This window comes from Streptomyces sp. NPDC060232 (assembly GCF_042726555.1).
Lineage (GTDB): Bacteria > Actinomycetota > Actinomycetes > Streptomycetales > Streptomycetaceae > Streptomyces.
The window spans coordinates 153251-178117 of record NZ_JBHXAG010000014.1 but is presented as its reverse complement, the minus strand read 5'-3'; the positions used below and the strand labels follow the sequence as shown (position 1 = coordinate 178117).

The window sequence follows — 24867 nt, the reverse complement described above, 5'->3', positions numbered from 1 at the left end:
CGATCTGGCCGGATGTGCCGCTCGGCCTCAGTCACCCCTTCTCCACACTGCGGTCCTCGACCTCGACCGCTGCGGCGACGCATGCCTCCGGAAGGAGCCGGCGTCGGGAACCACGGGGCGTGCTCGGGCCGGAACGCCGCAGGAACAGCCCCGTCACCGACCGGTCATGGCCTCGTCCCGGGGCATCGAACCTGGCCATCCGCTCCCCGGTGGAGGTCCGTCAGCAGCACATCCAACACCGCCTCCTCCTCGACGCGCAGGGCGTGCTCGCCCAGAGCGAGTGCCAGGTCCGGATCCCATGGCGACGGCGCCGGTTTCCCGTCCAGCGGGCGCAGGCCGGGGCCTGCGCCCGCTACCGCCGCACGGTAGTCGTCGGCGGTGTAGCGCCAGGGCCGCCAGGGCACGTGCCCCGACAGCGTCGTGGCGATGCGCAGACCGCCCCAGTCGAAGTCTCCGTGGTAGCGGAAGGCCGCACCGAGTCCGTGCAGACGGGCGAGGAGGGCCAGAGCGGCTGCCGACGGCTGGCCCTGGACACAGATCAGCGGTCGGGCATCCGGACCGTGCCGGTCGGCCGCGGCCGACAGGACTGCGGGATTCTCACAGATGTGGACGACAGCCGGTGCCGCATCCGGCGGACGGTGCGCGAGCTGCCGGAGGGTGAGAACGCACGGCTCACCCGCGTCGGCCATCCAGTCCTGGGCCGGCGTCCCACGGAGGTTCAGGGTGAGCACCGTCGAGGAGACGTCGTCCCGGAGCAGGCCCGCAGAAGCCCATGCAGCCCGCCGCCAGGCCGCTCCCGCTCCCTCGGGGTGACCGGTCAGGGCGCGGGCGCCGGAGAGAGCGAGGGTGGCGACCGGGGTGCCGTCGTCGAGCGCGTGGGCACTGCCCAGAACGTCTGCGGCGAACACCGCAAGCGACCGCGACGGTTCGACAGGCAGCTCCCGCAGTACGCGGACGGTCTGTTCCAACAGCCCACGGGCGGCGGCAGGAGTACGGGCGAGGCGGCGCGCGAGGCCGTCCTCACGAACCCGCACCGTCCAGGCGGCGTACGCGGGACGGTCTTCGGCCAGCAGGATGAGGGGCTCGTACGCCTCCCTCCAGGCCTGGTCCTCGCTCCGGCGGACCTCGTCGGCAGGCACGACCGGCCCGGTGAGCACCGTCACGGCCGCCTCCAGGCCGTCCGGGCTGATGCCCGATCTGACCAGCACGGCGTCCACGGCATCGAGCCGAACCGTCAACGCCCTGCCGGCGCCCGGTGTCCGGCCCAGCAGTCTCTCGGCCGCTGCCCGCTCGGCCGGGCTCGGCGCTGCCAGCGAGACGGCCCCGGTGAGCGGCTGCCCGCGCTCCATCCGTCGGCGTACCCGCTCCAGCAGCCAGGCCAGGTCGGCGCCGCCGAGCAGGCGGCGCAGGCGCGCCTCGTCCACCGGCGGACCGGTCACACCCACAGGGGCTCCGGCTGGGCCGGGCGCACCGGGTCCTCGCGGCGCTCGCGGGCCGTGCCGTCCCATTCCCAGCGGGTGACCAGGACAGCGGCCACCTCGTCGATCCGGGCGAGCTGGGCGATGGCGATGCCCGGTACCTGCGGATAGCAGGCCCACTCCCGCTCGCTGGTCATGACCACATCCAGGTCGAACGCGTGCAGGAGTCCGAGGCACTTGGCACGCGAGTCGTCGTCGACGCCCGCGAAGGCCTCGTCCAGGGTCACCAGGCGTGGTGCGTACGGGCTGCTCGCACTCGCGTAGTGCGAGGAGGCGGCGGCGAACAGGGGAACCGACACGGCCAGGACACGTTCTCCTCCGGACGCGGGCCCCGTGGCGGGCACCCACCGCCCGTGCTGCTGGCGCTCCACGGCGAACTCGTGCCAGGAACGGTAGTCGAGGGCGGCGGAGAGGTGCTCCAGCCAGCTGCCCGCCGCGTCCTCGGTCTGCTGGCGGGCGATCTGCGTCTGCAGGAACTCGCCGACAGCGGCCCGGTCCTCGGCAGTCCAGGCATCAGCGGTCTGGAGCAGACGGCCACGGGCCTGGGCAAGCCCGACAGGGGCCTTGTGGGAGGGCCGCCACACCAGGCGCAGCCTCATGCCGGTGGAAGTGGGCCGTTCATCCAGCTCGACGTTCATGGCGAGCACCTGCCGTTCGGCGGCTGCGATCAGCTCCTGCAGGGTGCCGGCCACCTCGGTGATGAGGTGGGTTTCGAGGATCTCACGCTCGTGCGCGGAGAGGATGCGGGTCAGTTCTCCGACCTCGACCGCGAGAGCCTCGGCGAGGTCGGGCACGGATCGCTCGCGCCCCTGGTAGACGACATCGACGATCATCCCGTCCTCGACCATGCGCGCCGAGGCGGTGTTTCCGTGCCGCGACAGTGCGTCCTGGAGGGTCTTGAACTCCTCGCTCACACGCCGCTGTACGCGTTCCCAGGCTCCGTCCGAGTCGTCGGTCGTCGACAGCTCCGATTCGAGGGCCCGGGCCAGCGCGATCGCCGGGGTGGCCGCCCACGGGGCGTCGGCCGCCGCCGGTACGGCGAGGTCGGGAAGTGCGACGGCGATCAGGCCGGTGGCGGTGAAGCGCTGGAGGGCGGCGATGGCGTCGGAGCGGGCCGCGGCGGCTTCGGCGACGGCCTTCTCCAGTTCTTCGATGCGGCCCTCGGCCCGGCTGACCCGCCGGTCCGCCTCCGTATGCTGCTTCCGGGAGCGCTGCTGGTCGGCAGCGCAGCGGCGCAGGGCCTCTGCGGTCTCCGCGAGCAGCCGCTCCAGCTCTGCCACGGCGGCGCCGACTGTCGAGCGCAGCGTGGACAGCCGCTCGTCGGCGGCTGCCGCCTCCCGCACGGCCTCCTCCGCACGTACGGCGAGTTCGGCGGTCCGCTCCTGTGCCCGGAGCGCCTCTTCGCGTTCGTCGTCCGCCTGCCGGGACGCCTCGCTCCGCTCACGCAGCGCGGGCCAGAGGCCCGCGAGGACGACTTCGAGTTCGGCGAGGGCCCGCCGTACCGCGGCCAGCGCCGGCCGGTCCGGTGGCAGCCCCAGATCCGCTGCGGTCTGCTGGAGTTCGGCGGTGGCCGACTCGGCCCGCTCGGTCGCGGCCGTCACCTCGGCGGCCCGTTCGTCGCGCCGGGTCCTGGTGCGGCGCACGGTGTCGGCGGCAGCCGCGGTGTCGGCGTGCGCCCGGATCAGGGGCGCGTCGTCGGGCACGGCGGCCAGCTCGGTGTCGAGCGTACGGCGGCGGTTGGCCAGCGCCCGCGCCTGCGCGTCGGCGTCGGCCGACTGCTGCTGGAGGATCGACAGTTCCGCCCGCAGGGTTGCGATCCGCGACCGCCTCGCGGCTTCCCGGGCGCCCTCTCCGATGTACTCGGCGGCCGGTTTGGCCCATCGGCCGGTGAGCACGCCGACGCGGTGGCGTCCGTCGGCCGCGACCCAGGTGCGGCCCGTCGGCCCGGTGCCCGCGGGGTCGGCGCCCGGTACGCCGCCGGTCGGCGCGGCCGCGTTCCCGGACAGTCCGCCGAGGCCGATCGCCTCCAGCACCCGTCCCACCGTCTCCACACCGACCTGTGCGGCCTGCGCGTCGCCGTGGTCCACGGCCGGGCGCAGTACGCCGGCGAGCGATGCCCCCTCGACGGGCCCGGTGTCCGGGGAGAGGAGTACGTCATGGCCGTCTGCGGCGAGGGCCGCTCCGTCGGGGCGCACCCACGCGTCCAGCAGCCCGGACGCCTCCAGGGCCGCCTCCAGCCCGGCGCGGTCGTGCTCCGGGACCTCTTCCCGGAAGTCGACCAGCCGCCACAGAGGGGCACCGGGCGCCTGGTCCCGCAGGCCGGGGGTCCGGGTGTACGGGGCCTGCGGCCCGCGCCGGCCGCCGGACTCCAGCCCGGAGAGTTCCTGTTCGCCATCGCGGATCCGGGCGGCCAGGCCGGCTCGGTGTTGTGCTGATCGCGCCGCCTGGTCGGCGAGGACCGCCGCGGTGGCGCTGTGTGCTTCCGAGGCGCGACGGCGCGCCGGGTACGGGCCGTCCTGGTGCCGGGTCCACTCCTGGAGCTCGTCCAGAAGTCCGGACGGGTCGGCGTACGCCAGCTCCCCGCACCGGGCCGCGTGCTCGCGTACGGCGTCGACCAGAGCCCGTCCGGCGGCCTGCGCGGTGTCCTTGGCCGTGTCCAGCGCCCCTGCGGCCTGCGCCAGCTCGCTCTCCGTCTCGTCGAGCCGCAGTACGGCGGCCCGGCGCGCGGCCGCCGCCGCCTCGGCCTGGTCGGCGAGCGCCTCCACGTGTGTGAGGGTGCGGTGCCTGCGGTCGGTGGCTTCGGCCACCGCGGTCCGGAGGTCAGCGACCGCCTGTCCCTCGTCCTCGGGGAGGTTCAGCCGGGCTGCCGCAGCCGTCTCCCGGGCCCGTCGGCGCGTGTCCGCGGCCAGCTCCCGTGCGGCCCTGAGCCGGTTCTCCGCGGCACCGAGGCGGCCCAGTGCCCTGGTGTGCTGCAGGGACGCCCTCTCCCGGTCGTCGCGCGCGCGGGCACTGTCGCTCTCCGCGCGCTCCAATGTCTGTGCTGCCCGCTCCAGTTCGCGGGCGCTGCGCATCTCCGGGCCCTCGCGCAAGGCCGCGTCGGCCGCCTCCAGCCTCGCCCGGGTCTCGGTGAGCGCGGCGACGCTCTCCTGCGCGGCCACCCGGTCCTCCTGCGCCGCGGTCTTCTCGGCCTGTGCCTCGGCGAGGTCGCGCAGCAGCTGCTCGTACTTCGAGTGTTCGCTGCGCGGGAGGCGGGCGCGGCGGCGGGAGGCGGTGCGGGCGTAGCGCCGGTAGTGGTCGAGGAACGTGGAGGCCGCCCGTTCGGCGGCCGCGGCCGCCCGCAGCTCCTCCTTCTCCTCGTCCAGGGACCGGAAGGCCTCGGCCACGTCCGCGATGACAGCCTGGTCCATGGGTGGAAGGGCCTCGGTGAGGGCGCGGGAGAGGGCGGCCTCGTTGGGGCGCTTGGACAGTTGGGGCTGGCGCAGCTGGATGAGCAGGTCCACGAGGGCCGCGTAGCGCTGCTCCCCGAGGCCGAACAGCGCCTCGTCGACGGCCCGGCGGTAGGCCTTGGCCTGGTCGTGGACCATTCCGCGTCCGGCGACCGCCTCGATGAGCCGGTCCCGGGACAGGACGGTGCCGGTGGCATCGAGCAGGCTCAGTGACCCGTCCGCGCGGGCGTCGGCCGGCCGGTGGTCGATGCGCTGACCGGTCACCGCCCACCAGTGCCGGGCGATGCCGCGCCCGCTGACGGCCTTGAGTCCGCACAGGAGCGTACGGAACTGCTCCTCACCGCTCACCTCGTCGCGGCGGCCGAATTCCACCCAGGTGTAGCCGAGGCGTTCGGAGTGCGGGTGTTCGCCGCCGAGCAGGAGGTTCCACTCCATCCGCTTGCCGGCGTCCCCGTCCGGCTCCACTCGGCGGGCGCTGAGGTCCCCGTCGAGGAGGAAGGGCAGCGTCAGGGCCAGCACCTTGGACTTGCCGGTGCCGTTGTTCCCCCGGAGCAGCAGTCTGCCGTCGCGGAAGTGGAACTCCTCCACGTCGTAGTGGAAGAGGTCGACGAGGCCGATGCGCAGGGGCTGCCAGCGGGGTCGCTCGGGGGCGGGGAGTGCGGGACGGGGGGTCACGACACGTACGCCTTTCGCTGCGCCGGCACCTGCGTGGCGCCGGCTGTACGGGGTTCGAGTACGACGGTCTCGCCGACCGCGTAGCGGGCGAGTGCGGGGCGCGGCATGACGCCGTCGGCGGTGCGTGTGGCGAGGCCGAGAGCGGTGAGCCGGGCGACGGCCTGCTCGACCAGTTCGCCCTCGGCTCCCGGCTCACGGGCCGATTTGGACCAGAATCCGGCGTGCTCGGCTGCCAGTTCGGCCACTCGGCGCTCAAGGTCGGCCAGGGGGACGACCACACCTGCGACGGCCGTGAGGTATTCGGCGAGCAGGAGGGTGATGTGGCCGCGGGTCCCTGATTCCGGCATGCGAACGTCCGTGAGGTCGTCGTCGGGATCGACCATCGCGATGCCTTCGGCCCGCACCTCGGCGACCAGCCCGGTCAGTTCGTTGATGCGGGCGGTGAGGAAGCCGCGCTGACGCGTGAGGTAGCCGAGCTCGGCATCGGTCAGCTCGTCGTAGTAGAGGACGGGGTCGTCGAGCAGCCGCCGGGTCAGCGAGCGGCGCATGGCGCGGAAGCGCAGTTCGTCGCTGTCGAGGGCCGTTTCCGCGCCGAGCTCGGTGAGCCGGGCCTCCAGCGTCTCGGCGCGGACGGTGGAGGGGCCGCGCCGGGTGGCGAGCAGGCCCGCGAGCACCCGCCGTTCGACGTCGTACAGGACGTCGCCCGCTCCACTGACGTACGCCTCCTCGTCCCCGGCGACGCGCCGCACGACTCCGAGGTGGAGCAGGAGCCGTACGACGGCGGCCAGGTCGAGCCGCTCGTCCCGGCGGTCCAGCGTGAACTGGATCCCCGCCGCGGCCAGCTGGGGGTCCTTGGCGTCCAGGACGATCTGGTCGGCGAGGCGGCCCAGCGCGATCTGCGCCTCACCGCGTTCGAGAGCGGCGAGGGCGAGGCAGAGCAGGACGTACCGGCGGCGGCTGAAGGGGGCGGCGCTGCGGGTGACTTCGCGCGCGGGATGGGTGGCGTCGGCCGACGCACCGGGGATCTTGCCCAGGCGGGCGCTCTCGGCGTCCACCTGGAGGGACCAACCGGTGTTGCGGTCGAACCATTCGCGCAGCTCAGGCGCGTGGCGCCGGACGAGGCGGAACTCGTCGGCGTGCGCGCCGTGTGCGAGCAGCAGGGGCTGCTTCAGGAGGGCGCGGGCGGCCTTGCGCCGCTCGGCGGCGTGCTGCCCGTCGAGTACTTCGGCGAGCGGGGTCGTGATCACGCTCCGCCCCCTCCTTCGGTGAGGTCGACGATTTCGATGGTGTGGTCGGGGCCGCGGAAGGTCCCGTGGGGTGTGCGGACCTCGGCCGTGGCCCCGTCGGCCGGTGCCGTGAGCCGGATCTCCATGGAACCGTCGCCGCTGGTGGCCACGGTGTGCGTCATCCCGGGCCGCCACGTGGCCACCGCGTCGCCGAGAAGCTGCAGGAAGAGGCGGAAGCTGAGGGGGTCGAGTTCTCCGAGCCCGGACAGCCTCGTGATGCCGTGGGTGACGAGCCGGGCCCGGGCGGCGGCGGTCTCGGTGGCCTGTTTGGCGGCCGTCTCGGCGAGCAGTCTGCGGGCTTCCTGCCGGTCCTCGACCTTCCGGGGTTTGCCGCGCCGCTCGTAGCTGCCCGTGCGGCGCAGCTGCGGGCTGATCCGCAGCGGCGCGGCATCGGCCCACGGCGTGCCGGCGGGCTCGGGGCGGGCGTGGCGGGCGGCCAGTGTCTCGGGGTCGACGGTGAGGTGCCGAGCCGGGTACAGGCCGAAGGCGGTACGCCACAGCCGGTGCCGGGCGTCGTCGTCGGGCGCCTCGGCGAACCAGCGGGCAAGGGTGCGGAAGTCGGCCGAGCGGTCGGAACGCCCGGCCCGCCGCTCGTTCAGCGACCGTACGACGGCCAGCAGTTGCGGGATCGCGCCCAGCGCCCGGCCGCGTAGCAGCCTGGCCTGCGACTCCCGGCCGTCCCTGCTGAGGAACCAGGCCGCGAGGCCCGCCCAGCGGCCGGCCCACCGCTCGTACGCGGCCTGCCCCGCGTACGCCGCCTCCTGCGGGGTGGCGTCCGCCGCCTCACGGGCGGCCGCGGCCCGCAACAGGAGCTCGATGCTCCCGCCCTCCTCCAACTCCAGGATCAGCCTGGCGATGCGCCCGCCCAGGGTGATCAGGTCCTGGATGAACCGCTCCAGGTACTGGATGAGCTGGTCCTTGTAGGCGAGGAAGACCTCCTCCCCCACGTCGTGGAGGTCGATGGTCCGCTGGAGGGAGCCCATGAAGGCCCGCGCATTGTCGGCGAGCGCACCGAAACGACTCGCGAGCCCGTCCGGCGCCAGATGCGTCTTGGCCGGATCCGGCTCCTCCTCGGCGGCCAGCACGAGCAGCGCCCGCAGCTGCGTCACGATGTCGTGCAGCGCGACGGCCTGCAGCGCGCCCCGCCGCCCGAGCGCCTCGTCGTAGGCGGACAGGGCCTCCTCCGCAGCCTCGCCCGCCCGCGTGAGCTGGTAGATGAAGCGCTTGCGGTAGAAGTCCTCGACGGCGGTGACCCGCCCGGTGTCCGGATCGGCCCGCAGGTTTCCCCACCCCACCAGGCTGTCGAGCGCCTTGACCACGGCGTCGAGCTCGGTCGGACGTGCCGCGGGGGCCAGCCCCGCGTACACGTCCTCGGGCCGCAGGTGCACGGCGAACCGCTCCTTGGCGACGAGGAAGGCCCGCATCACCGCCCGGTAGAGCAGCACGTTCGGAGCGGTGAGATGCGCGAAGGGCCCGTACCCGTCGGGCTGCCCGTCCGCCTGCGGAGAAGTCGTGTCCATTGCCCGCCATCCTCCTGGAGCCGCGTCCATGATCGGCAGGGACTTCGGTACTTGGCCGATTCGCATCGGTCCTGAGCGCGCCCGGACCGCGGGCGGCGTCACCAGAACCGCTGGAGAACGCCCGCCCGCTGGAGGACCCCTCAGCCTCACGAGCCGGCGAGATGGCGGCGTCTGCGAGCGGCGGGGCGGCCCGACCGTGCCTGCGCGGCGCGCCAGGCGTGCTCGGTCAGCAGCACGGTGGAGGCGGTGGCGAGGCAGATCGCCCACTGGACCGGGCTGAGGGGGACGGTGTCGAAGACCTCTTGGGCGACAGGCAGCTGTACGGCGGCGACCTGGAGGGTGAGTACGGCGGCCAGGCATGTCCACAGGGTGCGGTTGTGCAGCTGGTGGCGCGCCAGGACGGGGCCCCCGTCGTTGCGTGAGGCCAGGGCGTTGCAGAGCTGGAAGAGGACGAACGTGGTGAAGGCCATGGTGGCGGCGGTCGCGGCGTCGGTGAGATGGCGGGCTGCGGCGAAGACCGCCAGGGTGCCGGCGGCCATGACGGTGCCGGAGCGGGTGATGGCGGCCAGGCGGCGGGCATCCAGGATCCGCTCCCGGGGCGGCCGGGGCGGACGCCGCATGGCGTTGTCCCGCGGGGGGTCGACGGCCAGGGCCATGGCCGGCGGCCCGTCCATGATGATGTTGACCCACAGCAGCTGGATCGCGGACAGGGGTGCGGGAAGCCCGGCCAGCACGGTGGCGAGCAACGTGAGGATGGCGCCGATGTTGGTGGACAGCTGGAAGCGGACGAAGGTGACGATGTTGTCGTAGATGGTCCGGCCTTCCCGGACCGCGCGGACGATGGTGGAGAAGTCGTCGTCGGTGAGCACCATGTCCGCGGCCTCTTTGGCCACGTCCGTACCGGTGACGCCCATCGCGACGCCGATGTGGGCGCAGCGCAGGGCGGCTGCGTCGTTGACGCCGTCTCCGGTCATGGCCACGATGTGACCGCGCCGGGCCAGGGCTTGGACGATCGCCACCTTGTGCTCGGGGGCGACGCGGGCGAACACGCCGACGTCCTCGATGCGGTCCGTGAGCTCTTGGTCGCTCATCCGGGCAAGTTCGGTCCCGGAGACGATGTCCCCCGTGATGCCGAGTTCGCGGGCGATGGCGGCTGCGGTGTCGGCGTGGTCCCCGGTGACCATCTTGACGGTCACACCGGCCTTCTGGGCCAGGGCGACCGCGTCACGGGCCTGGGGCCGGGGCGGATCGGAGATCCCGGCGATGGCAGTGAAGGTCAGTCCTGTCACCTCTTTCCGATGCGGCTGGCCGGCGGTGGCGGTGGCGGCACCGAGGACACGCAGGCCCTGGCCGCCCAACCGCCGGGCGGCATCGGTGACCTCCCGGCGGCGGTCGGCATCGAGGGGCACCGGCCCTTGCGCGGTCAGCACGTGGGTGCAGCGGTCCAGCAGGACGTCGACGGCTCCCTTGGCGTGGACGCAGACGCGGTCATCGGCGTCGGTGTGGAAAGTGGCCATGTACTTGGCAGCCGGGTCGAAGGGCACCTCGCCCGTACGCGCCATGTGCGTGCGCGGGTCGGCGTCAAGGCCGACTTTGGCTGCGAGGACCAGCAGGGCGGCTTCGGTGGGGTCCCCGATGATTCCGTCCCGGGTGAGGCGGGCGTCGTTGCACAGCGCGAACGGCAGCAGCGCGTCGCGCAGGTCCACTCCGCCCTCACCGTCGGCCAGGAGCACGGTGCCCGTGGTGTCGTAGCCTTCGCCGGCCACGTCGTAGCTGCTTCCAGCGGCCCACAGGACCCGGGTGGTCATCTCGTTCAGGGTCAGGGTGCCGGTCTTGTCGCTGCACACGACGGTTGCGGAGCCGAGCGCTTCGACGGAGGCCAGGCGCTTGATGATGGCACCGCGGTGGGCCATGCGGTGGACGCCCAGGGCCAGGGTGAGTGCGAGAACGGCGGGCAGCCCCTCGGGGATCGCTGCGACCGCCAGAGCCACCGCCCGGAGGGCGAGATCGGCCGGCTCTTCGCCTCGTAGGAAGGCCACGAGTGCGTAGGCGGCCACCGCGATGCCGCTGACCACTGCCAGGCGTCGGCCCAGGCTGTCCATCTGGATCTGGAGCGGGCTGGGCGGTTCCGCGTCGGTGCGCAGCGCCTCCGCGATCGCGCCGACCTCGGTACGCATACCGGTGGCCGTGACGATCATCTCGGCACGACCGCGGGTCAGCGCGGTGTTCATGAAGAGCATGCCGGTGCGCTCGGCGACGGGTACGGGTTCCTCGCCGTCGGCCGCGGTGGGCGCGGTCGTCTTGGCGACGGGACGGGACTCGCCGGTCAGCGCGGCCTCGGCGGCCTCGACCGACTCGGCGACGACCAGGCGCCCGTCGGCCGGAACGCGGTCTCCGCCTTCCAGGAGGACGATGTCGCCGGGCACCAGGGAGCGCGCCGGGATCACCTGGACCTGGCCGTCGCGGCGCACCCGGGCCGTGGGGACGAGCATCCGGCGCAGCGCTTCGAGGCTGCGCTCGGCACGGTTTTCCTGCAGGTAGCCGATGGTGGCGTTGATGAGCAGAACGGCGGTGATGACAAGGGCGTCCTTGACGTCGCCGATGATTCCGGCGATGACGGCGGCGGCCAGCAGGATGCCGATCAGCCAGCTGCGGAACTGGTCCAGCAGGCGCAGCCACTGCGGCCGGCGGACTGGTGCGGCCAGTTCGTTGGCTCCCCAGGCGGCCGCCCGCCGTTCGGTGTCCGCCGTGGTCAAGCCGCGGTCCGGGACCACCGCGAGCGAGCCCGCCACGTCGGCGACACTGCGCCGGTGGGCATCCGGCTGCGGGGACGCCGGTACGGGCAGGGCGCTGTTCTCGGCCCTGGTCTGCTGAGGCACGGTCATCGCCCGCCGCGGACCACGGCGACGGGGCAGTGGGCATGGTGCAGCAGGGCCTGGCTGGCCGAGCCGAGCAGCAGCCCGGCGAAACCGCCGCGCCCCCGAGCGCCGACCACCATCAGCTGGGCGGACCGGCTCGCGTCGATCAACGCCTCCCGCGTCGGGCCGTGCACCACCCTGTGCTCCACCACCACCCCCGGGTAACGCGCACGGTAGCCTGCGAGCGCCTCGGACAGCAGAGCCTCCTCCTCCTCGGCGAGAGCGCCCGGCGGGTTGGCGTACGGGGCCGACGGCTGCTGCGGAGCGGGCATCGGCGCGTTCCACGTCGTCCAGGCGTGGAGCGCCACCAGGGGTGCCTTCCGCCGCTCTGCCGTGGCGAAGGCGAAGTCGACCGCCGGTGCGCCCGCGGCCGAGCCGTCGACGCCCAGCACGACCGGGCCGTCCGCGCGTTGCTGCTCGCGGACCACCAGCACCGGGCACCGCCCGTGCGCCACCAGGTGCACCGCCGTCGACCCGGCCAGCAGCCCGACGAACCCGCCCGTTCCCCGGGACCCCACCACGACCAGCTCGGCGGCGCGGGACTGTGCCTCCAGGACCGTCACGGGGTCACCGGTCACCACGGCATGGCTGACCTCGACATCGGGTGCCGTCGCCCGCGCCCGTCCGACCGCCTCGGCCACCAGGCCTCCGGCCAGCTTCCGCAGCCCGTCCTCCGAGACATCGAGCGGCGGCGGCCCCAACGGCGAAGCGGCGCCCGGTGAAAGGCGCGGAAGCGCATACGGCACCGGCCGGACGAAGGCGTGCACCACCCGCAGCCCCGCCCCACGCGCCCCTGCCTCCCGGGCGGCCGCCTCCACCGCGGCGGAACTCGACTCCGACCCGTCCACACCCACGACCACCAGACCACTCATAACGCCTCCTACGTCCGGACTCCGGCTCTCGTCTCCCAGCCAACCCCGGACGCATCCCCCGGGCCATGGGGCGTATGGGCCACCTGGAGGGCCGACCGTCCCGAAGCGGTCGTCCGGCACGGCCCCTGCCGGTGCCCCGACCGGAGCGAGCCGTCACCTGGAGGCCCGTCCGGCCTTCCGTGCGGGGCCGCTCGGCCCTGTCGGCGCATGCGCGACGACAGGAAGAGTCACCCGTGCGCCTCCGCGGCCGGGACCGGTGCTTGAGCTGCCGCCCGCGGATGCCGAATAACCAGTGCACAGCAGTCGGGCGCCGAGCCGTACGACGCGACTTCGAGACGGACGGGATGGGTTCGGGTGGACGTCAACGAGGTGCTCCTGCCGGGTGTGGGGCTGCTCTATCAGTTCGTCAACCAGGAAGGCGACAGGATCGGTGTGGTCGCACGGCGCTCGGGCGACTTCGAACTGGCGGTCTACGAAGAAGCGGACCCGGACCAGGCGCGGGCCGTCTTCCGGCTCACCGGCGAGGAGGCCGACGTCCTCGCCGAGATCCTCGGCGCACCACGCATCGCCGAGCGGTTCGCGGATCTGACCAGGGAGGTGCCCGGCCTCAGCGCCGGACAGGTCGAGGTCCCCGCCGGCACCCCGTTCGTCGGCCGCCCGCTGGGAGAGTCCAGGGCGCGGACACGGACGGGCGCGTCGATCGTGGCGATCGTCCGTGGTGAGGAGGTCATTCCCTCCCCGGGTCCGGAGAAGATCCTGAGTGCCGGGGACGTACTGGTGGTGATCGGGACCCGAGAGGGGATCGCCGCGGTGCAACGGCTCGTCCGGGGCTGAGCGGATGCGTATCTCGGTCGCCCTGCTGCTGGAGCTGGGCGTCATCCTCACCTGCCTGAGTCTGCTCGGCGCGCTGACGCGGCGTTTCGCGCTGTCTCCGGTCCCTTTGTACCTCCTGGCGGGCCTGGCGCTGGGCGAGGGAGGGATCGCCCCGGTCCCGGCGGCGGGTTCGTTCGTGGAGACCGGTGCGGGCATCGGTGTCGTGCTGTTGCTGCTCGTGCTCGGCCTTGAGTTCACGGTGCCGGAGTTCACGGTCAGTCTGCGCCGCCACCTGTCCTCGGCGTGGGTCGATCTCGTGCTGAACGCGACGCCCGGTGCGGTGGCGGGATGGCTGCTCGGGCTGGACGCCGCAGGGATGCTCGCGCTCGCCGGGGTGACCTACGTCTCCTCCTCGGGCATCATCGCCCGGCTCCTGGGCGACCTGCGAAGGATGAGCAACCGGGAGACCCCGGCAGTGCTGTCCGTTCTGGTGCTGGAGGATTTCGCGATGGCCGCGTATCTTCCGCTGCTGGCCGTCGTGGCCGCCGGCGGCACATGGCAGCAGGCCCTGCTGGGAGTGCTGTTGGCCCTGGGTGCGGTGGCGGCCGCGCTCACCCTGTCCTACTGGTGGGGGCATCACCTGGGGAGACTGCTGTCGCACCCGGACGCGGAGCAGCTGTTGCTGCGCGTCCTGGGTGTGACACTGGTCGTCGCGGCCCTCGCGGAGGCCGTCCACGTCTCGGCGGCAGTCGGCGCCTTCCTGGTCGGGCTCTCCCTCACGGGCGAGGCGGCCGACCGGGCACGGAGGGTACTGAGCCCGCTGCGAGACCTGTTCGCCGCGGTGTTCTTTCTCGCCATCGGCCTGTCCATCCCACCGGGCTCGCTGCTTCCGGTGCTTCCGCTCGCCCTGCTCCTGGCCGTGGTCACCGCCGTGACGAAGGTGGGCTCCGGTTGGTACGCGGCACGCCGCGAAGGCGCGGGACGCCGGGGACGGCTGCGTGCGGGAACCGTGCTCATCGCCAGGGGCGAGTTCTCCCTCGTCATCATCGGCCTCATGGGCACCGGTCACGACCGGCTCGGCGCCCTCGTGGCCGCCTACGTCCTCCTGCTCGCCGTGGCCGGCCCCGTCATCACCCGCTTCACCGGACCGCGTCCCTCCGATGCGCAGCGCTCACCGGGCCCGAGCACGCCCGTGCCCTCATCCGGTAGACGGAGCCGCGGCGGTAGCACGGCGGTGGGACCCGGCCGCCGCGACGGACCAGTGGGATGAGGCTGCTTCGACGCCGGGGCCCGCGCGTGGCGCGGGGGGCGCGAGGGGCGCGAGGGGCCCGGCCGAGGCCCGGCCACCCGGCCCCGCGCGCCGGGGTCGAGGACGATGCGGGCCTTCACCCGGCCGGGATCTCTCGTCACGGCGCGCTTCAGCCGTGGGCGATGACGGCGACGGGTGCGGTGGCGTGGTGGAGCACCGCGTGGGTGACGGCGCCGATGTGCGAGCCGAAGGGGTTTCGGCGTACGCGCCGGCCCACGACGACGAGGGAGGCGTCGCGGGAGGCGTCGATCAGAAGGGCGGCGGCGCTGCCCGGGCGGGACGCCTCGACGACCTCGACGTCCGGGTACTTCTGCCGCCAGGGACGCAGGGTCTCGGCGAGTGCGTCGGCCCTCTGGCGGGAGAACTCCTCGTGGTGCTCGAAACCCGAACCGACGGTGTAGACGGCGTAGGGCCAGGTGTCCCAGGCCCGGATCGCGTGCAAGGCGGTCTTCCGGCGCTGCGCCTCCTCGAAGGCGAAGGCGATGACGGTGTCGTCGGGGTGGTCGAGGCCGAGGACGACGGGCCGGAACGCGGTGGCGGCGGACGGAACGCCGGCAGGGTCCGTGACGTGCTCGTCGGCGGCCTCCTGCCCGGCACGCACCAGGACCACGGGCGCCTCCGTGCGGGCGATCACGGCCTGTCCGACGGAACCCACCAGGAATCCGCCGAACCCGCTCAGCGACCGGGACCCCAGGACCAGCAACTCCGCGTCACGGGCGGCGTCCACGAGGACCTCGGCCGCCGTCCCGGTACGCTGCTCGGTACGCACTTCGACACCCGGGTGGCGCAGCTTCAGCCTCTCGACGGACTCGCGGGGGATCCGCTCGGTCCAGTGACGGTGGGTCTCTTCTCCCAGGAGCGGTGCCTCAGCCATCGGCTCGGGCACCGGCACCCACACCTGGACCAGCCGAACCGGCAGTTCACGCAGTTTCGCCTCGCGTGCCGCCCACTCTGCGGCGGCCCCGCTCTCGGCAGATCCGTCGACTCCTACGGTGATCGTGCGGGCCATGTCTCCTCCTGGGTCGGGTGTTCTGGCTCCAGCATCGCGTTCGACAGCTTCCCGGCAGAGGGGCCATCGGTCCCCCGCTGGGGCCGACCGGCCCCAGCGGGGGACCGATGGTGTTCAGCGCAGCCATCCGTTCCTGCCCTCCCACGTGCCTCACCGTGCTCGGAGTCCGTGGGCGCGGAACTGGTCGCGCACGCGGTCGACCAGAGCAGTGTCGGGAACCGGGTTGTCCCGGAGGGGAAAGGGGATGCCGAGCCTGTCGTACTTGGGGGCGCCGAGCTTGTGGAAGGGAAGGACGTCGACCCTGTCGATGGTGTCCAGCCCTGCCAGGAAGCGGGCGAGCCCCTCCACGGCTACCGGGTCGTCGGTCCAGCCCGGCACGAGGACGTAGCGGATCCAGGCCCGGACGCCCAGTCGGTTCAAGCGGGTGGCGAAGTCGAGCGTCGGGGCCAGACGGCCACCTGTCAGGCGGCGGTAGGCGTCGGTGTCGAAGGACTTGACGTCGAGCAGGACCAGGTCGGTGTCGGCCAGAAGCGCGTCGTCGGCGCGGGCGCCGAGCGCGCCGGAGGTGTCCAGGGCGGTGTGCAGGCCGAGTTCCCTGCACCGGTGCAGCACCTCGGCGGTGAAGGCGGGCTGGAGGAGGGGCTCACCTCCGGTGAGGGTCACTCCTCCGCCGGCCAGATCGGTGAACCGGCGGTACCGCTCGACGCGGGCCATCACCTCGTCCACGGTGACCTGCTGCCCGTCGCGCAGGTGCCAGGTGTCGGGATTCGCGCAGTACAGGCAGCGCAGCGGACAGCCGCTGAGGAAGAGGACGAACCGGGTTCCGGGTCCGTCCACGCCGGTGGAGAGGTCCCAGGAGTGGATGCGGCCGGTGGTCACCGGGCACCGTGGAACGTGCGGGTGATGACGTCCAGTTGCTGTTCGCGCGTGAGCCTGACGAAGTTGACGGCGTACCCGGAGACGCGGATGGTCAGCTCCGGGTAGTTCTCGGGGTGTTCCATGGCGTCCTCCAGCGTGGCGCGGTCGAGGACGTTGACGTTCATGTGGAATCCGCCCGCCGCCGTGTAGGCGTCGAGGATGCCGACCAGGTGACCCGCCCGTTCCGTCGGATCGTGGCCCAGGCCCTCGGGTGTGATGGTCGAGGTCAGCGAGATGCCGTCACGTGCCTGGTCGTACGGAATCTTGGCGACCGACAGAGCGGACGCGACCATGCCGTGGCGGTCACGGCCGTTCATCGGGTTGGCGCCCGGGGCGAAGGGGGCACCTGCGCGGCGGCCGTCGGGCGTGTTGCCGGTATGCCTGCCGTACACCACGTTGGACGTGATGGTGAGCACCGACTGGGTGTGTTCGGCGTTGCGGTAGGTGGGGTGGCGGCGCACCTTGGCCATGAAGGAGCGGACCAGGTCGACTGCGATGCCGTCGGCGCGGTCGTCGTCGTTCCCGTAGGCCGGGTAGTCTCCCTCGACCTGGTAGTCGACGGCCAGACCGGTGGCGTCCCGGATGACTTTCACGCGTGTATGCCTGACGGCCGAGAGACTGTCCGCGGCAACCGACAGGCCTGCGATGCCGCAGGCCATGGTGCGGTGGACCGGGTGGTCGTGCAGGGCCATCTCGATGCGCTCGTAGGCGTACTTGTCGTGCATGCAGTGGATGACGTTGAGGGCGTTGACGTACGTCGCGGCGAGCCAGTCCAGCATGGTGTCGTACGCCTTCGCGAGCTCGTCGTAGTCGAGGTACTCGCCGGTCAGTGGAGCCGCCGCGGGCGCCACCTGCTCGCCGGTCATCTCGTCGCGGCCGCCGTTGATCGCGTAGAGCAGGGCCTTGGCGAGGTTGACGCGGGCGCCGAAGAACTGCATCTGCATGCCCGGGGCCATCGCGGAGACGCAGCAGGCGATGGCCGTGTCGTCGCCGGTGCGGGGGCGAAGCAGGTCGTCGGACTCGTACTGGATGGAGCTGGTGTCGATGGACACCTGGGCGCAGAACCGCTTGAAACCCTCGGGCAGCCGGCGGGACCAGAGCACGGTCAGATTGGGCTCGGGGGCGGGGCCGAGGTTGTAGAGGGTCCGCAGGAAGCGGAAGGAGGTGCGGGTGACCAGGGGGCGGCCGTCCTCGCCGACGCCGCCGATGGACTCGGTGACCCAGGTGGGGTCTCCGGAGAACAGCGCGTCGTACTCCGGTGTGCGCAGGAACCGAACGATCCTCAGCTTGATCACGAAGTCGTCGACGAGCTCCTGGGCCCGGCTCTCGTCGATGCGCCCCTCGTCGAGATCGCGCTGGAGGTAGACGTCCAGGAAGGTGGAGGTGCGGCCCAGGGACATCGCCGCGCCGTTCTGCTCCTTCACGGCGGCGAGGAAACCCAGGTAGAGCCACTGGACGGCCTCGTGCGCGGTGGCGGCGGGCCGGGACACGTCGCAGCCGTAGGAGGCGGCCATGCGCTCCAGTTCGCCCAGCGCCCTGATCTGCTCGGCGAGTTCCTCGCGGTCGCGGATGACGTCGGCCGTGGACGGGGTCTCGTCCAGGCGGGCCCGCTCGGCGCGCTTGGCCTCGATCAGGCGGGTGGTGCCGTACAGGGCGACGCGGCGGTAGTCGCCGATGATCCGGCCGCGGCCGTAGGCGTCGGGCAGGCCGGTGATGATGCCGGCCTTGCGGGCGCGCAGCATCTCGGGGGTGTAGGCGTCGAAGACGCCGTCGTTGTGGGTCTTGCGGTACATGCCGAAGACCGTGCTGACGAACGGGTCCGGTTCGAAGCCGTACGCACGCAGCCCGTTCTCGACCATGCGCAGCCCGCCGTTGGGCATGATCGCCCGCTTCAGCGGTGCGTCGGTCTGCAATCCGACGATCAGCTCCCGGTCGCGGTCGATGTAGCCCGGCGCATGGGAGGTGATGGTGGAGGGCGTCGCGGTGTCGACGTCGAGCACGCCCTTGCGGCGCTCCTCGGGAAAGAGGGCGGCGACGGTGTTCCACACGGCCAGGGTGCGGTCGGTGGGACCGGCCAGGAACGCGGCGTCACCCTCGTACGGCGTGTAGTTCGCCTGGATGAAAGCCCGCACGTCGATCCGCCGCTGCCACGGCTCACCGGTGAAACCGCGCCATGCGGAGCCGCTCAGGCGGGTGGCGGCGGAGGGCTGGACGGTCACGGTCATGTCGTCATCTCCAAGGGACGGCGGCGGGCGGGTGCCCGGCTCACCTTCGGGTGGTCGTCGCTCGCCGGACATGCGTCGCTCAGCCGGCGAACCGGTTCAGTCGTGCGGTACGACGGCGACCGGGGCCAGGCTGTGGTGCAGGACCGCGTGGGTGACGGCCCCGATATGGGTGCCGATCCGTGCGCGCCGGACCTTGCGGCCGACGACGACGAGACGGGCCTCGTGCGACAGCTCCGTCAGGTCCTGCGCCGGGCGGCCCTGGCGGCAGTCGCGCACCACCGGTACGCCCGGGAACTTCTCGGTCCAGGGAGCCAGCGCCTCGTCGAGCGCCCGTCGCGCGTCTTCGGCGACCTCCGTCATGAGCAGCGGCAGTACGCCGCCCGTGTCGAGTCCGTAGAGCGCCGGGACCGCCCAGCTGTGGACCACGCGCAGGCCGCAGCCGTACCGGTCGGCCGCGGCGAAGCCGAAGGCGAGCACCTCGTCGCCGGGGGCGGACACGTCCAGACCGATCACCACGTCCCCGCCCGCACGGTCCTCCTCGGGCTCCAGGGGGTCGTGCGGCCGGACGAGGACGACAGGCCGTCGTGTGCGGGCCAGGACGGCCAACGAGACCGATCCTGCGAGGAAGCCGGCCAGCCCGCCCAGACCGCGGGAGCCGAGCACCAGCAGTTCCGCTTCCTCGGCGGCGGCGCACAGTACGTCCACCGGGTCGTCGGCCACCCACTGCGTCTCGACGTCCAGACCCGGGTGGCGGCGCCGCAGCCGGCTTTCGGCGGTGGCGAGAGTGCGCTCGCCCCATCCGCGTGCCGTCGCCGGGTCGACCAGACGCGTCCGCGGGTCCTCGTCGCTGCTCCCTGCCCGGACCAGCCGCAGCGGCACCGCGCGGCGCAGTGCCTCCTGGGCGGCCCACTGTGTGGCGGTGAGGCTTTCCTGGGAACCGTCGAGGCCGACGGTGACGGTGCGGGACATGGGGACTCCGTTGGTCTGGCGGCCGAGAGGGCCGGATGCGGCACGGACAGGCTGACCTCAGGGGCCCCGAGAGTGCCGTCCGGCACTCGGGGGCGCTGCCGGGCGGGCCTGCCCCTCCACAGTGATCGGCCGGGACGGCGCGCGCAGGGGGCCGGAGGTCCCTGTCGTGGGCCAGGAGGCCTCCGCGGGCGCGCATCACCGGCCGGTCAGCCGCGACGCCGTGACCGAATGGCCGGGAGACAGGGCCGATAGGCCCTCGGCGGACCGCCGCCTCTTCACGGAGGCTGAGGACAGGAAGCACGGCCGAAGCGGCCATGCCCGTCGAACCGTATGGAGGCACCCTCATGACCAGCGCCATCACCGTAGGAGTGGACGGGTCCGCGGAGAGCCTCGCAGCGGCGGACTGGGCGGCGCGCGAAGCCGAACTGCGCGGGGTGCCGCTGCGTATCGTGCACGCCTGGCTCTGGCAGCCCCTGGACGTCCCCGTCGTCCAGGACAGGCAGGCGCAGGCCGAGTCCGCCCACGCGGTGCTCCGCGAAGCCGCGACACACGTCGGCGGCCGTCACCCGGCTCTCACGGTCACCGCCGAAGTGGTCGAGGACACCGCGGTCGCCACACTGCTGAAGGAGGCCGAAGCGTCCGAGATGCTGGTGCTTGGTTCGCGGGGGCACGGGGCGTTCGTCGGCTTCCTCCTCGGCTCCTACGGTCAGCAGGTGATCGCTGCGGCGAAACGACCCGTGGTGTCCGTGCGTGCCCGCGACCGTCAGGCCCCGCCGGCGGAGAGCGGCGAGATCGTGGTGGGCCAGCAGGGCGCACCGCAGGACAGCGACGCGGTGCTCGGCTTCGCCTTCGAGGAGGCGGCCGCACGGGGCGTCGCCCTGCGTGCGGTACGGGCCTGGGCCCTGCCGCCGGTCTACGCCTACAGCCCCGGCTCGATGCGCCTCGTGGACGAGGCCGGAGGGCTGGAGCCGTTCGAGAAGAAGGCCCTGGCGCAGGCGCTCGCCCCGTGGCGGACACGGTTCCCCGACGTCCCGGTGATCGAGCACGTCGAGATCGGCAGCGCGGGACAGGTGCTGCTGTCCACCCTGTCGCACGCGCAGTTGCTCGTGGTCGGCCGACGGACGCGCAGCGCGCCCGTCGGTACCCGCATCGGGTCGGTCGCCCACGCCGCCCTGCACCATGCCCGCTGCCCCGTCGCTGTCGTACCGCACGACTGACAGCCTCCTCGCGGCGGGGGCTTGCCACCTGGCCGGTCCCCGCCACGAGAGCGACACCGCCTGCCTGTTCACGGGCCGGCGAGGTGAACCCGTCCGAGGCCGCCGACGGACCGAAGCGCCCCCGGTCATCCGGGTCACACCCCCGGGATGTCGGCGTCATCGCCGACCGGCATGTCGAAGCCGACCCGGACCAGGGCGGAGACCACCTGCGAAACCAGCTCAGCAGGGGGCCAGGACACCGCGGTCCCCTGCCCCCAGGAGCCGTTCCACCGGTTCTCGTCCGCGGGTGGGAGCGGCGTCAGCCTCGCGGGCGGCCTTCCCGCCCGGCCGCAGCGACCTGGTCCTCCTGGGCCGCCAGTGCCTGGGTGGCGATGACGGCGGCCTGCACCCGGCGTTCGACACCCAGCTTGGCGAGCAGCCGGGAGATGTTGTTCTTGACGGTCTTCTCCGCCAGGTACAGCCGCTTGCCGATCTCCCGGTTGGTCAGCCCCTCCCCCACCAGGGCGAGGATCTCGCGCTCCCGCTCGGTCAATCCGGGCAGGCCCGGCCGCTGCTCCTCCTGGGGGGATCCGCCACGAAGCCGGGCCATGACCCGGGCCGTGGCGCCGGGGTCCAGCATGGACTGGCCGGAGGCGACCGTACGCACGGCGGTGACCAGGTCGGTGCCCGTGATCTGCTTGAGGACGTAGCCGGACGCACCGGCCATGATCGCGTCGAGCAGCGCCTCCTCGTCATCGAACGACGTCAGCATCAGACAGGCCAGGTCGGGCATGCGCGAGCGGAGCTCCCGGCACACGCTCACACCGTCCCCGTCCGGCAGACGCACGTCGAGAACGGCGACCTGCGGGCGCAGTGCGGGCACCCGGACCAGCGCCTGCTCGGCCGTGCCGGCCTCCCCGACCACGGTCAGGTCCGGTTCGGCGTCCAGCAGATCGTGCACACCGCGGCGCACCACCTCATGGTCGTCGAGGAGGAAAACCCTGACCGGCTCCTTCTCGGTGAGGCCGCCGCTGCTGTCCGTCATCGCACACTCCGTGTTCGCCGAGTTCTCCGCCGTAGGCGGATCACTGCGCATCGTGCCGTCTCACCGGCTCTCCCACCAGGGCCGGATGGCCCTCATCCTCCCGTCAGATCCCGGCGACTCAGGTACCCGGGGCCGCGGGGCCCACGCGCTCCCGGTGGTGGCCGACGGCCTCGGGACGGGCGCACGGGCGTCCACCCCTTCACGTCCGGTCACGCGTTCGACTGGCGGCGAGGAGGCTTCACCGGCGAGGGACCTTCGGCCCTGCGGGCAGGGACCCGCCGCGCCTTCTGCCCTCACGCACGATCTGGTGGACTTCCAGCGCCGGCACAGCCGGGGCGATCAGGGCCCCGGACACCGCCTGGATCCGGAAAGCAGGGCTTGCCGCCATGACGACGCCACAGATCAGCCTGACCACGACCCCGCTGGACCACAGCACGACGGCAGTCGTCCTGGCCGGGGAACTCGATGTGCATACGGTCGCCCACATCGAGCCGGCGCTGACCGACCTCACACGGGCGACCGGGCGCGACCTGTTATTCGACCTGGCGGACGTCACCTTCTGTGACAGTTCCGGTGTCGCGCTGTTCCTGCGCATGCACCGCCGGTGCGTGGCGGCCGGTGTGCGCTTGCGCCTGTGCCGCATCCAGCGGCTCCCCGCTCGCGTCATCCGCGCCTTGGGTGCGGACCGCGCCGTACCCTGCTCCTTCGCCTGACCGACCGGCGAGGTCCGGCCAACGGTGATGTCGGGAACCCGGCACGGCCGGAAAGGTCCGTTCGGCCCTACTGGCGGGAGGGTGTCCCGGGAGACGCTGACTGCGGGCGGCGACGTCGTCCAGGACCGAGCTGGAGCAGAAGGTTGGCATGATGAAGGACGAAGCCACGCACACCACGGTGGGCGACCACCGTGAGGCGGTGGGGCCCCGGCGGATGCGACAGCTCGACCGCGCCGAGGCGCTGCGGCTGCTCGGCAGCGTGTCGCTCGGGCGCATCGTCTTCACGCATCAGGCCCTGCCGGCCATCCGCCCGGTCAACCACCACATGGACGGCGAGGACATCATCGTCCAGCTGCACGACGGCGCCACGCTCGCTTCCATCGTGACGCCCACCCAGGCCACAGGTGTCGTGGTGGCCTACGAGGCGGACGTCATCGACCCGCATACGCACATCGGCTGGAGCGTGGTGGTCACCGGATACGCCCACCGGGTCACCGACGAGAGTGAACTCGCGCGCTTCGCCGGCCGTCTGCGCCCGTGGGTGCGACACCTCGCCATGAACTCCGCGCTGCGTATCCGGCCGGACCTGGTGACGGGCTTTCAGCTCACCGTGTGCGGGCAGGCCAGTCGCTCCGGATGACCGGGCCCGCGACGGCGGATGCCGCTTCACCGCCACTGGCCTGCACCGGGCGGACCGGATGTGCGCCGGCCGGGAAGCCGACGGTCACCTGCCGGGGCCGGAGGTGAGGGGCGCGCGCCACACCAGCCGACTGCCGCCCTCCTGCGGGCACCCGATCTCCAGGACGCCGCCCACGCTGCGGGCCCGCTCTTCGAGGTTGCTCAGGCCGCTGCGCCTGCCGTCGGCGGGAATGCCCCGGCCGTTGTCCGTCACGGTCAGGACGACTTCGGCGGAGGTGGCCTGCAGGGCGACCTCGACCCGGGTGGCATGTGCGTGGCGGGCGGCGTTGCTGAGCATTTCGCTCAGGGCCGCCATGACGTGATCGGCCACCTGCGGGGGGACGTCGGTGTCCAGCAGGCCCTCCATGCTCAGCCGGGGCGGGAAACCGAGTGTGGTCGCCGTCTCGCCCACCGCGCGGGCGACCCGTGCCCGCAGACTCGGCCCGGTGTCCTCCTCGCGGGCGCGCAGGCCGAAGATCGTAGAACGGATGATCTTGATGGTTTCGTCGAGGTCCCCGACCGCGCGCGAGACCCGTTCGGCGGCGCCCTCGTGCTGCACGAGCCGTGCGGCGCTCTGCAGGGTCATACCGGTCGCGAACAGGCGCTGGATGGCCAGGTCGTGAAGATCGCGGGCAATGCGGTCCCGGTCCTCCAGGAGCGCGAGGGTTTCCGCGTCGCTGCGGCGTTCGGCCAGCTCCAGGGCGAGCGCAGCCTGCCCGGCGAAGGCCAGCAGCGGCTCCAGTTCGGCTTCGGTGAAGACCGGCTCTCCCTGGCGGCGGGCCAGCAGCAGCACGCCCCGGGTGTCCTTGACCGCGGTGCCCAGGGGGACAGCGGCCGCCGGGCCCAGGCCGTCGAAGCGGCGGGGCCCGGCGCTGTAGCGGTCGTCCTCGGCGAGGTCGGTGGTGGTCACGGGCGTGCCGGTCTTGTAGGCAGCGCCGGAAAGAGTGCCTTCGACCGAAACCACCAGGCCGCGACGGGTGTCGCCGTCGGCCCCTATGGCCAGCTCGACGACGAGGTCGTCCGTCCCGGCCACGGGCACGGACACGTCGGCGAGCGCTGCTCCCGTGATCTCCTGGGCGCGACGGGCGATCAGCTCCAGGACCTCCAGGCGCGGGCTGCCGGAGAGCAGGCTGTTGGTGATCTCCGCGTTCGCCTGCAGCCAGCGCTGCTGACGCTGCGAGGCTTCGTAGAGCCGGGCGTTGTCGATGGCGACGCCGGCCGCGACGGACAGGGTGGCGATCACCGACTCGTCCTCGGCGTCGAAGTCCTGCCCTCCGTGCTTGTCCGTCAGGTAGAGGTTGCCGAAGACCTCGTCGCGGATGCGGATGGGCACGCCCAGGAAGGTCCGCATGGGCGGGTGGTGAGGGGGGAAGCCGTAGGACGCATCATGGGCTCCCAGGTCGGCCAGGCGAAGCGGTTCGGGGTTGCGGATGAGCTCGCCGAGGATGCCGTGCCCGGCCGGCAGGGGCCCGATCCTGGCGATGTCCTCCTCGGTCAGTCCGACGGTGAGGAACTGCGACAGGGTCCGGCCGTCGGGGCCGATCACCCCGAGCGCCCCGTACTGGGCGTCGACAAGCAGCGCGGCGGCTTCCACGATCCGTCGCAGCACCTGGGAGAGGTCCAGCTCGCGGCCGACCGAGACGACAGCCTCCAGAAGGCTGTGCACCCGGTCCCGGGTGCCGCGCGCGGCATTGATGCGCGCCTGCAGTTCCTCCAGCAGCTCGTCGAGCCTCATCTGGGGCATCCGCGACAGCGGCTCCTCCACGCCCACTGGGCCTCCTCCGTCGATCACCCGCC

The 24867-nt window shown here is 72.8% G+C and carries 17 protein-coding genes; 5 read left to right on the top strand and 12 right to left on the bottom strand.

What is annotated here, in order from left to right; translation table 11 throughout:
* Positions 1–164 precede the first annotated feature (164 nt).
* The 6 genes from ACFWFZ_RS21610 to ACFWFZ_RS21585 all read right to left on the bottom strand — a co-directional run bounded on the left by ACFWFZ_RS21610 (position 165) and on the right by ACFWFZ_RS21585 (position 12195).
* Positions 165–1439 (bottom strand): TIGR02679 family protein, encoded by a 1275-nt coding sequence (locus ACFWFZ_RS21610; RefSeq protein ID WP_387124414.1) that lies wholly within the window; start codon positions 1437–1439, stop codon positions 165–167.
* Positions 1436–5599, bottom strand: a complete 4164-nt coding sequence (locus ACFWFZ_RS21605) for a TIGR02680 family protein (RefSeq protein ID WP_387124413.1) — start codon at positions 5597–5599, stop codon at positions 1436–1438. Before ACFWFZ_RS21605 ends, ACFWFZ_RS21610 begins: the two co-directional genes overlap by 4 nt.
* Positions 5596–6846 (bottom strand): TIGR02678 family protein, encoded by a 1251-nt coding sequence (locus tag ACFWFZ_RS21600; protein ID WP_387124412.1) that lies wholly within the window; start codon positions 6844–6846, stop codon positions 5596–5598. Before ACFWFZ_RS21600 ends, ACFWFZ_RS21605 begins: the two co-directional genes overlap by 4 nt.
* Complete coding sequence (locus ACFWFZ_RS21595; protein ID WP_387124411.1) at positions 6843–8405, bottom strand: TIGR02677 family protein; 1563 nt, start codon at positions 8403–8405, stop codon at positions 6843–6845. The genes ACFWFZ_RS21600 and ACFWFZ_RS21595 overlap by 4 nt, the downstream gene beginning before the upstream one ends.
* Positions 8406–8551: 146 nt before the next feature.
* Positions 8552–11290, bottom strand: coding sequence for a cation-translocating P-type ATPase (locus tag ACFWFZ_RS21590; protein WP_387124410.1), 2739 nt, complete (start codon positions 11288–11290; stop codon positions 8552–8554).
* The gene (locus tag ACFWFZ_RS21585; RefSeq protein ID WP_387124409.1) at positions 11287–12195 is read right to left on the bottom strand and encodes a universal stress protein; all 909 of its coding nucleotides are present in this window, start codon (positions 12193–12195) and stop codon (positions 11287–11289) included. The genes ACFWFZ_RS21590 and ACFWFZ_RS21585 overlap by 4 nt, the downstream gene beginning before the upstream one ends.
* Positions 12196–12549: 354 nt before the next feature.
* Here ACFWFZ_RS21585 and ACFWFZ_RS21580 point away from each other — a divergent pair, with 354 nt between their 5' ends.
* Positions 12550–13029: a cation:proton antiporter regulatory subunit gene (locus ACFWFZ_RS21580; RefSeq protein WP_387124408.1), complete on the top strand. Its 480-nt coding sequence runs from the start codon at positions 12550–12552 to the stop codon at positions 13027–13029.
* 4 nt (positions 13030–13033) lie between these two features.
* A complete protein-coding gene (locus ACFWFZ_RS21575) occupies positions 13034–14278 on the top strand; it encodes a cation:proton antiporter (protein ID WP_387124407.1) in 1245 nt (414 codons plus the stop codon).
* A 148-nt stretch (positions 14279–14426) separates the two neighbouring features.
* Here the strand turns inward: ACFWFZ_RS21575 and ACFWFZ_RS21570 are convergent, their stop codons facing one another.
* From ACFWFZ_RS21570 to ACFWFZ_RS21555, 4 genes are all read right to left on the bottom strand, one after another.
* Positions 14427–15326, bottom strand: coding sequence for a universal stress protein (locus tag ACFWFZ_RS21570; protein ID WP_387124406.1), 900 nt, complete (start codon positions 15324–15326; stop codon positions 14427–14429).
* A gap of 150 nt (positions 15327–15476) precedes the next feature.
* Positions 15477–16205 carry a pyruvate formate-lyase-activating protein gene (gene pflA, locus ACFWFZ_RS21565; protein WP_387124405.1) on the bottom strand — a complete coding sequence of 243 codons (729 nt, stop codon included), beginning with the start codon at positions 16203–16205 and terminating at the stop codon, positions 15477–15479.
* On the bottom strand, positions 16202–18469 hold the full coding sequence (gene pflB, locus ACFWFZ_RS21560; RefSeq protein ID WP_387124404.1) for a formate C-acetyltransferase: 2268 nt from the start codon (positions 18467–18469) through the stop codon (positions 16202–16204). The genes pflA and pflB overlap by 4 nt, the downstream gene beginning before the upstream one ends.
* A gap of 96 nt (positions 18470–18565) precedes the next feature.
* Entirely contained in the window at positions 18566–19438 is an 873-nt protein-coding gene (locus tag ACFWFZ_RS21555; protein WP_387124403.1) for a universal stress protein, read from the bottom strand.
* A gap of 344 nt (positions 19439–19782) precedes the next feature.
* Between ACFWFZ_RS21555 and ACFWFZ_RS21550 the strand changes: the two genes are divergently transcribed.
* Complete coding sequence (locus tag ACFWFZ_RS21550; RefSeq protein WP_387124402.1) at positions 19783–20655, top strand: universal stress protein; 873 nt, start codon at positions 19783–19785, stop codon at positions 20653–20655.
* Between the two features lie 298 nt (positions 20656–20953).
* On the opposite strand, the gene ACFWFZ_RS21545 is transcribed toward ACFWFZ_RS21550, so the two are convergent.
* A complete protein-coding gene (locus tag ACFWFZ_RS21545; protein ID WP_387124401.1) occupies positions 20954–21679 on the bottom strand; it encodes a response regulator in 726 nt (241 codons plus the stop codon).
* A 386-nt stretch (positions 21680–22065) separates the two neighbouring features.
* On the opposite strand from ACFWFZ_RS21545, the gene ACFWFZ_RS21540 reads away from it, so the two are divergent.
* Positions 22066–22392 carry an STAS domain-containing protein gene (locus tag ACFWFZ_RS21540; protein ID WP_387124400.1) on the top strand — a complete coding sequence of 109 codons (327 nt, stop codon included), beginning with the start codon at positions 22066–22068 and terminating at the stop codon, positions 22390–22392.
* Between the two features lie 151 nt (positions 22393–22543).
* On the top strand, positions 22544–23032 hold the full coding sequence (locus ACFWFZ_RS21535; protein ID WP_387124452.1) for a pyridoxamine 5'-phosphate oxidase family protein: 489 nt from the start codon (positions 22544–22546) through the stop codon (positions 23030–23032).
* Positions 23033–23116: 84 nt separating this feature from the next.
* Here the strand turns inward: ACFWFZ_RS21535 and ACFWFZ_RS21530 are convergent, their stop codons facing one another.
* Positions 23117–24814, bottom strand: coding sequence for a GAF domain-containing protein (locus ACFWFZ_RS21530; protein WP_387124399.1), 1698 nt, complete (start codon positions 24812–24814; stop codon positions 23117–23119).
* Positions 24815–24867 lie beyond the last annotated feature (53 nt).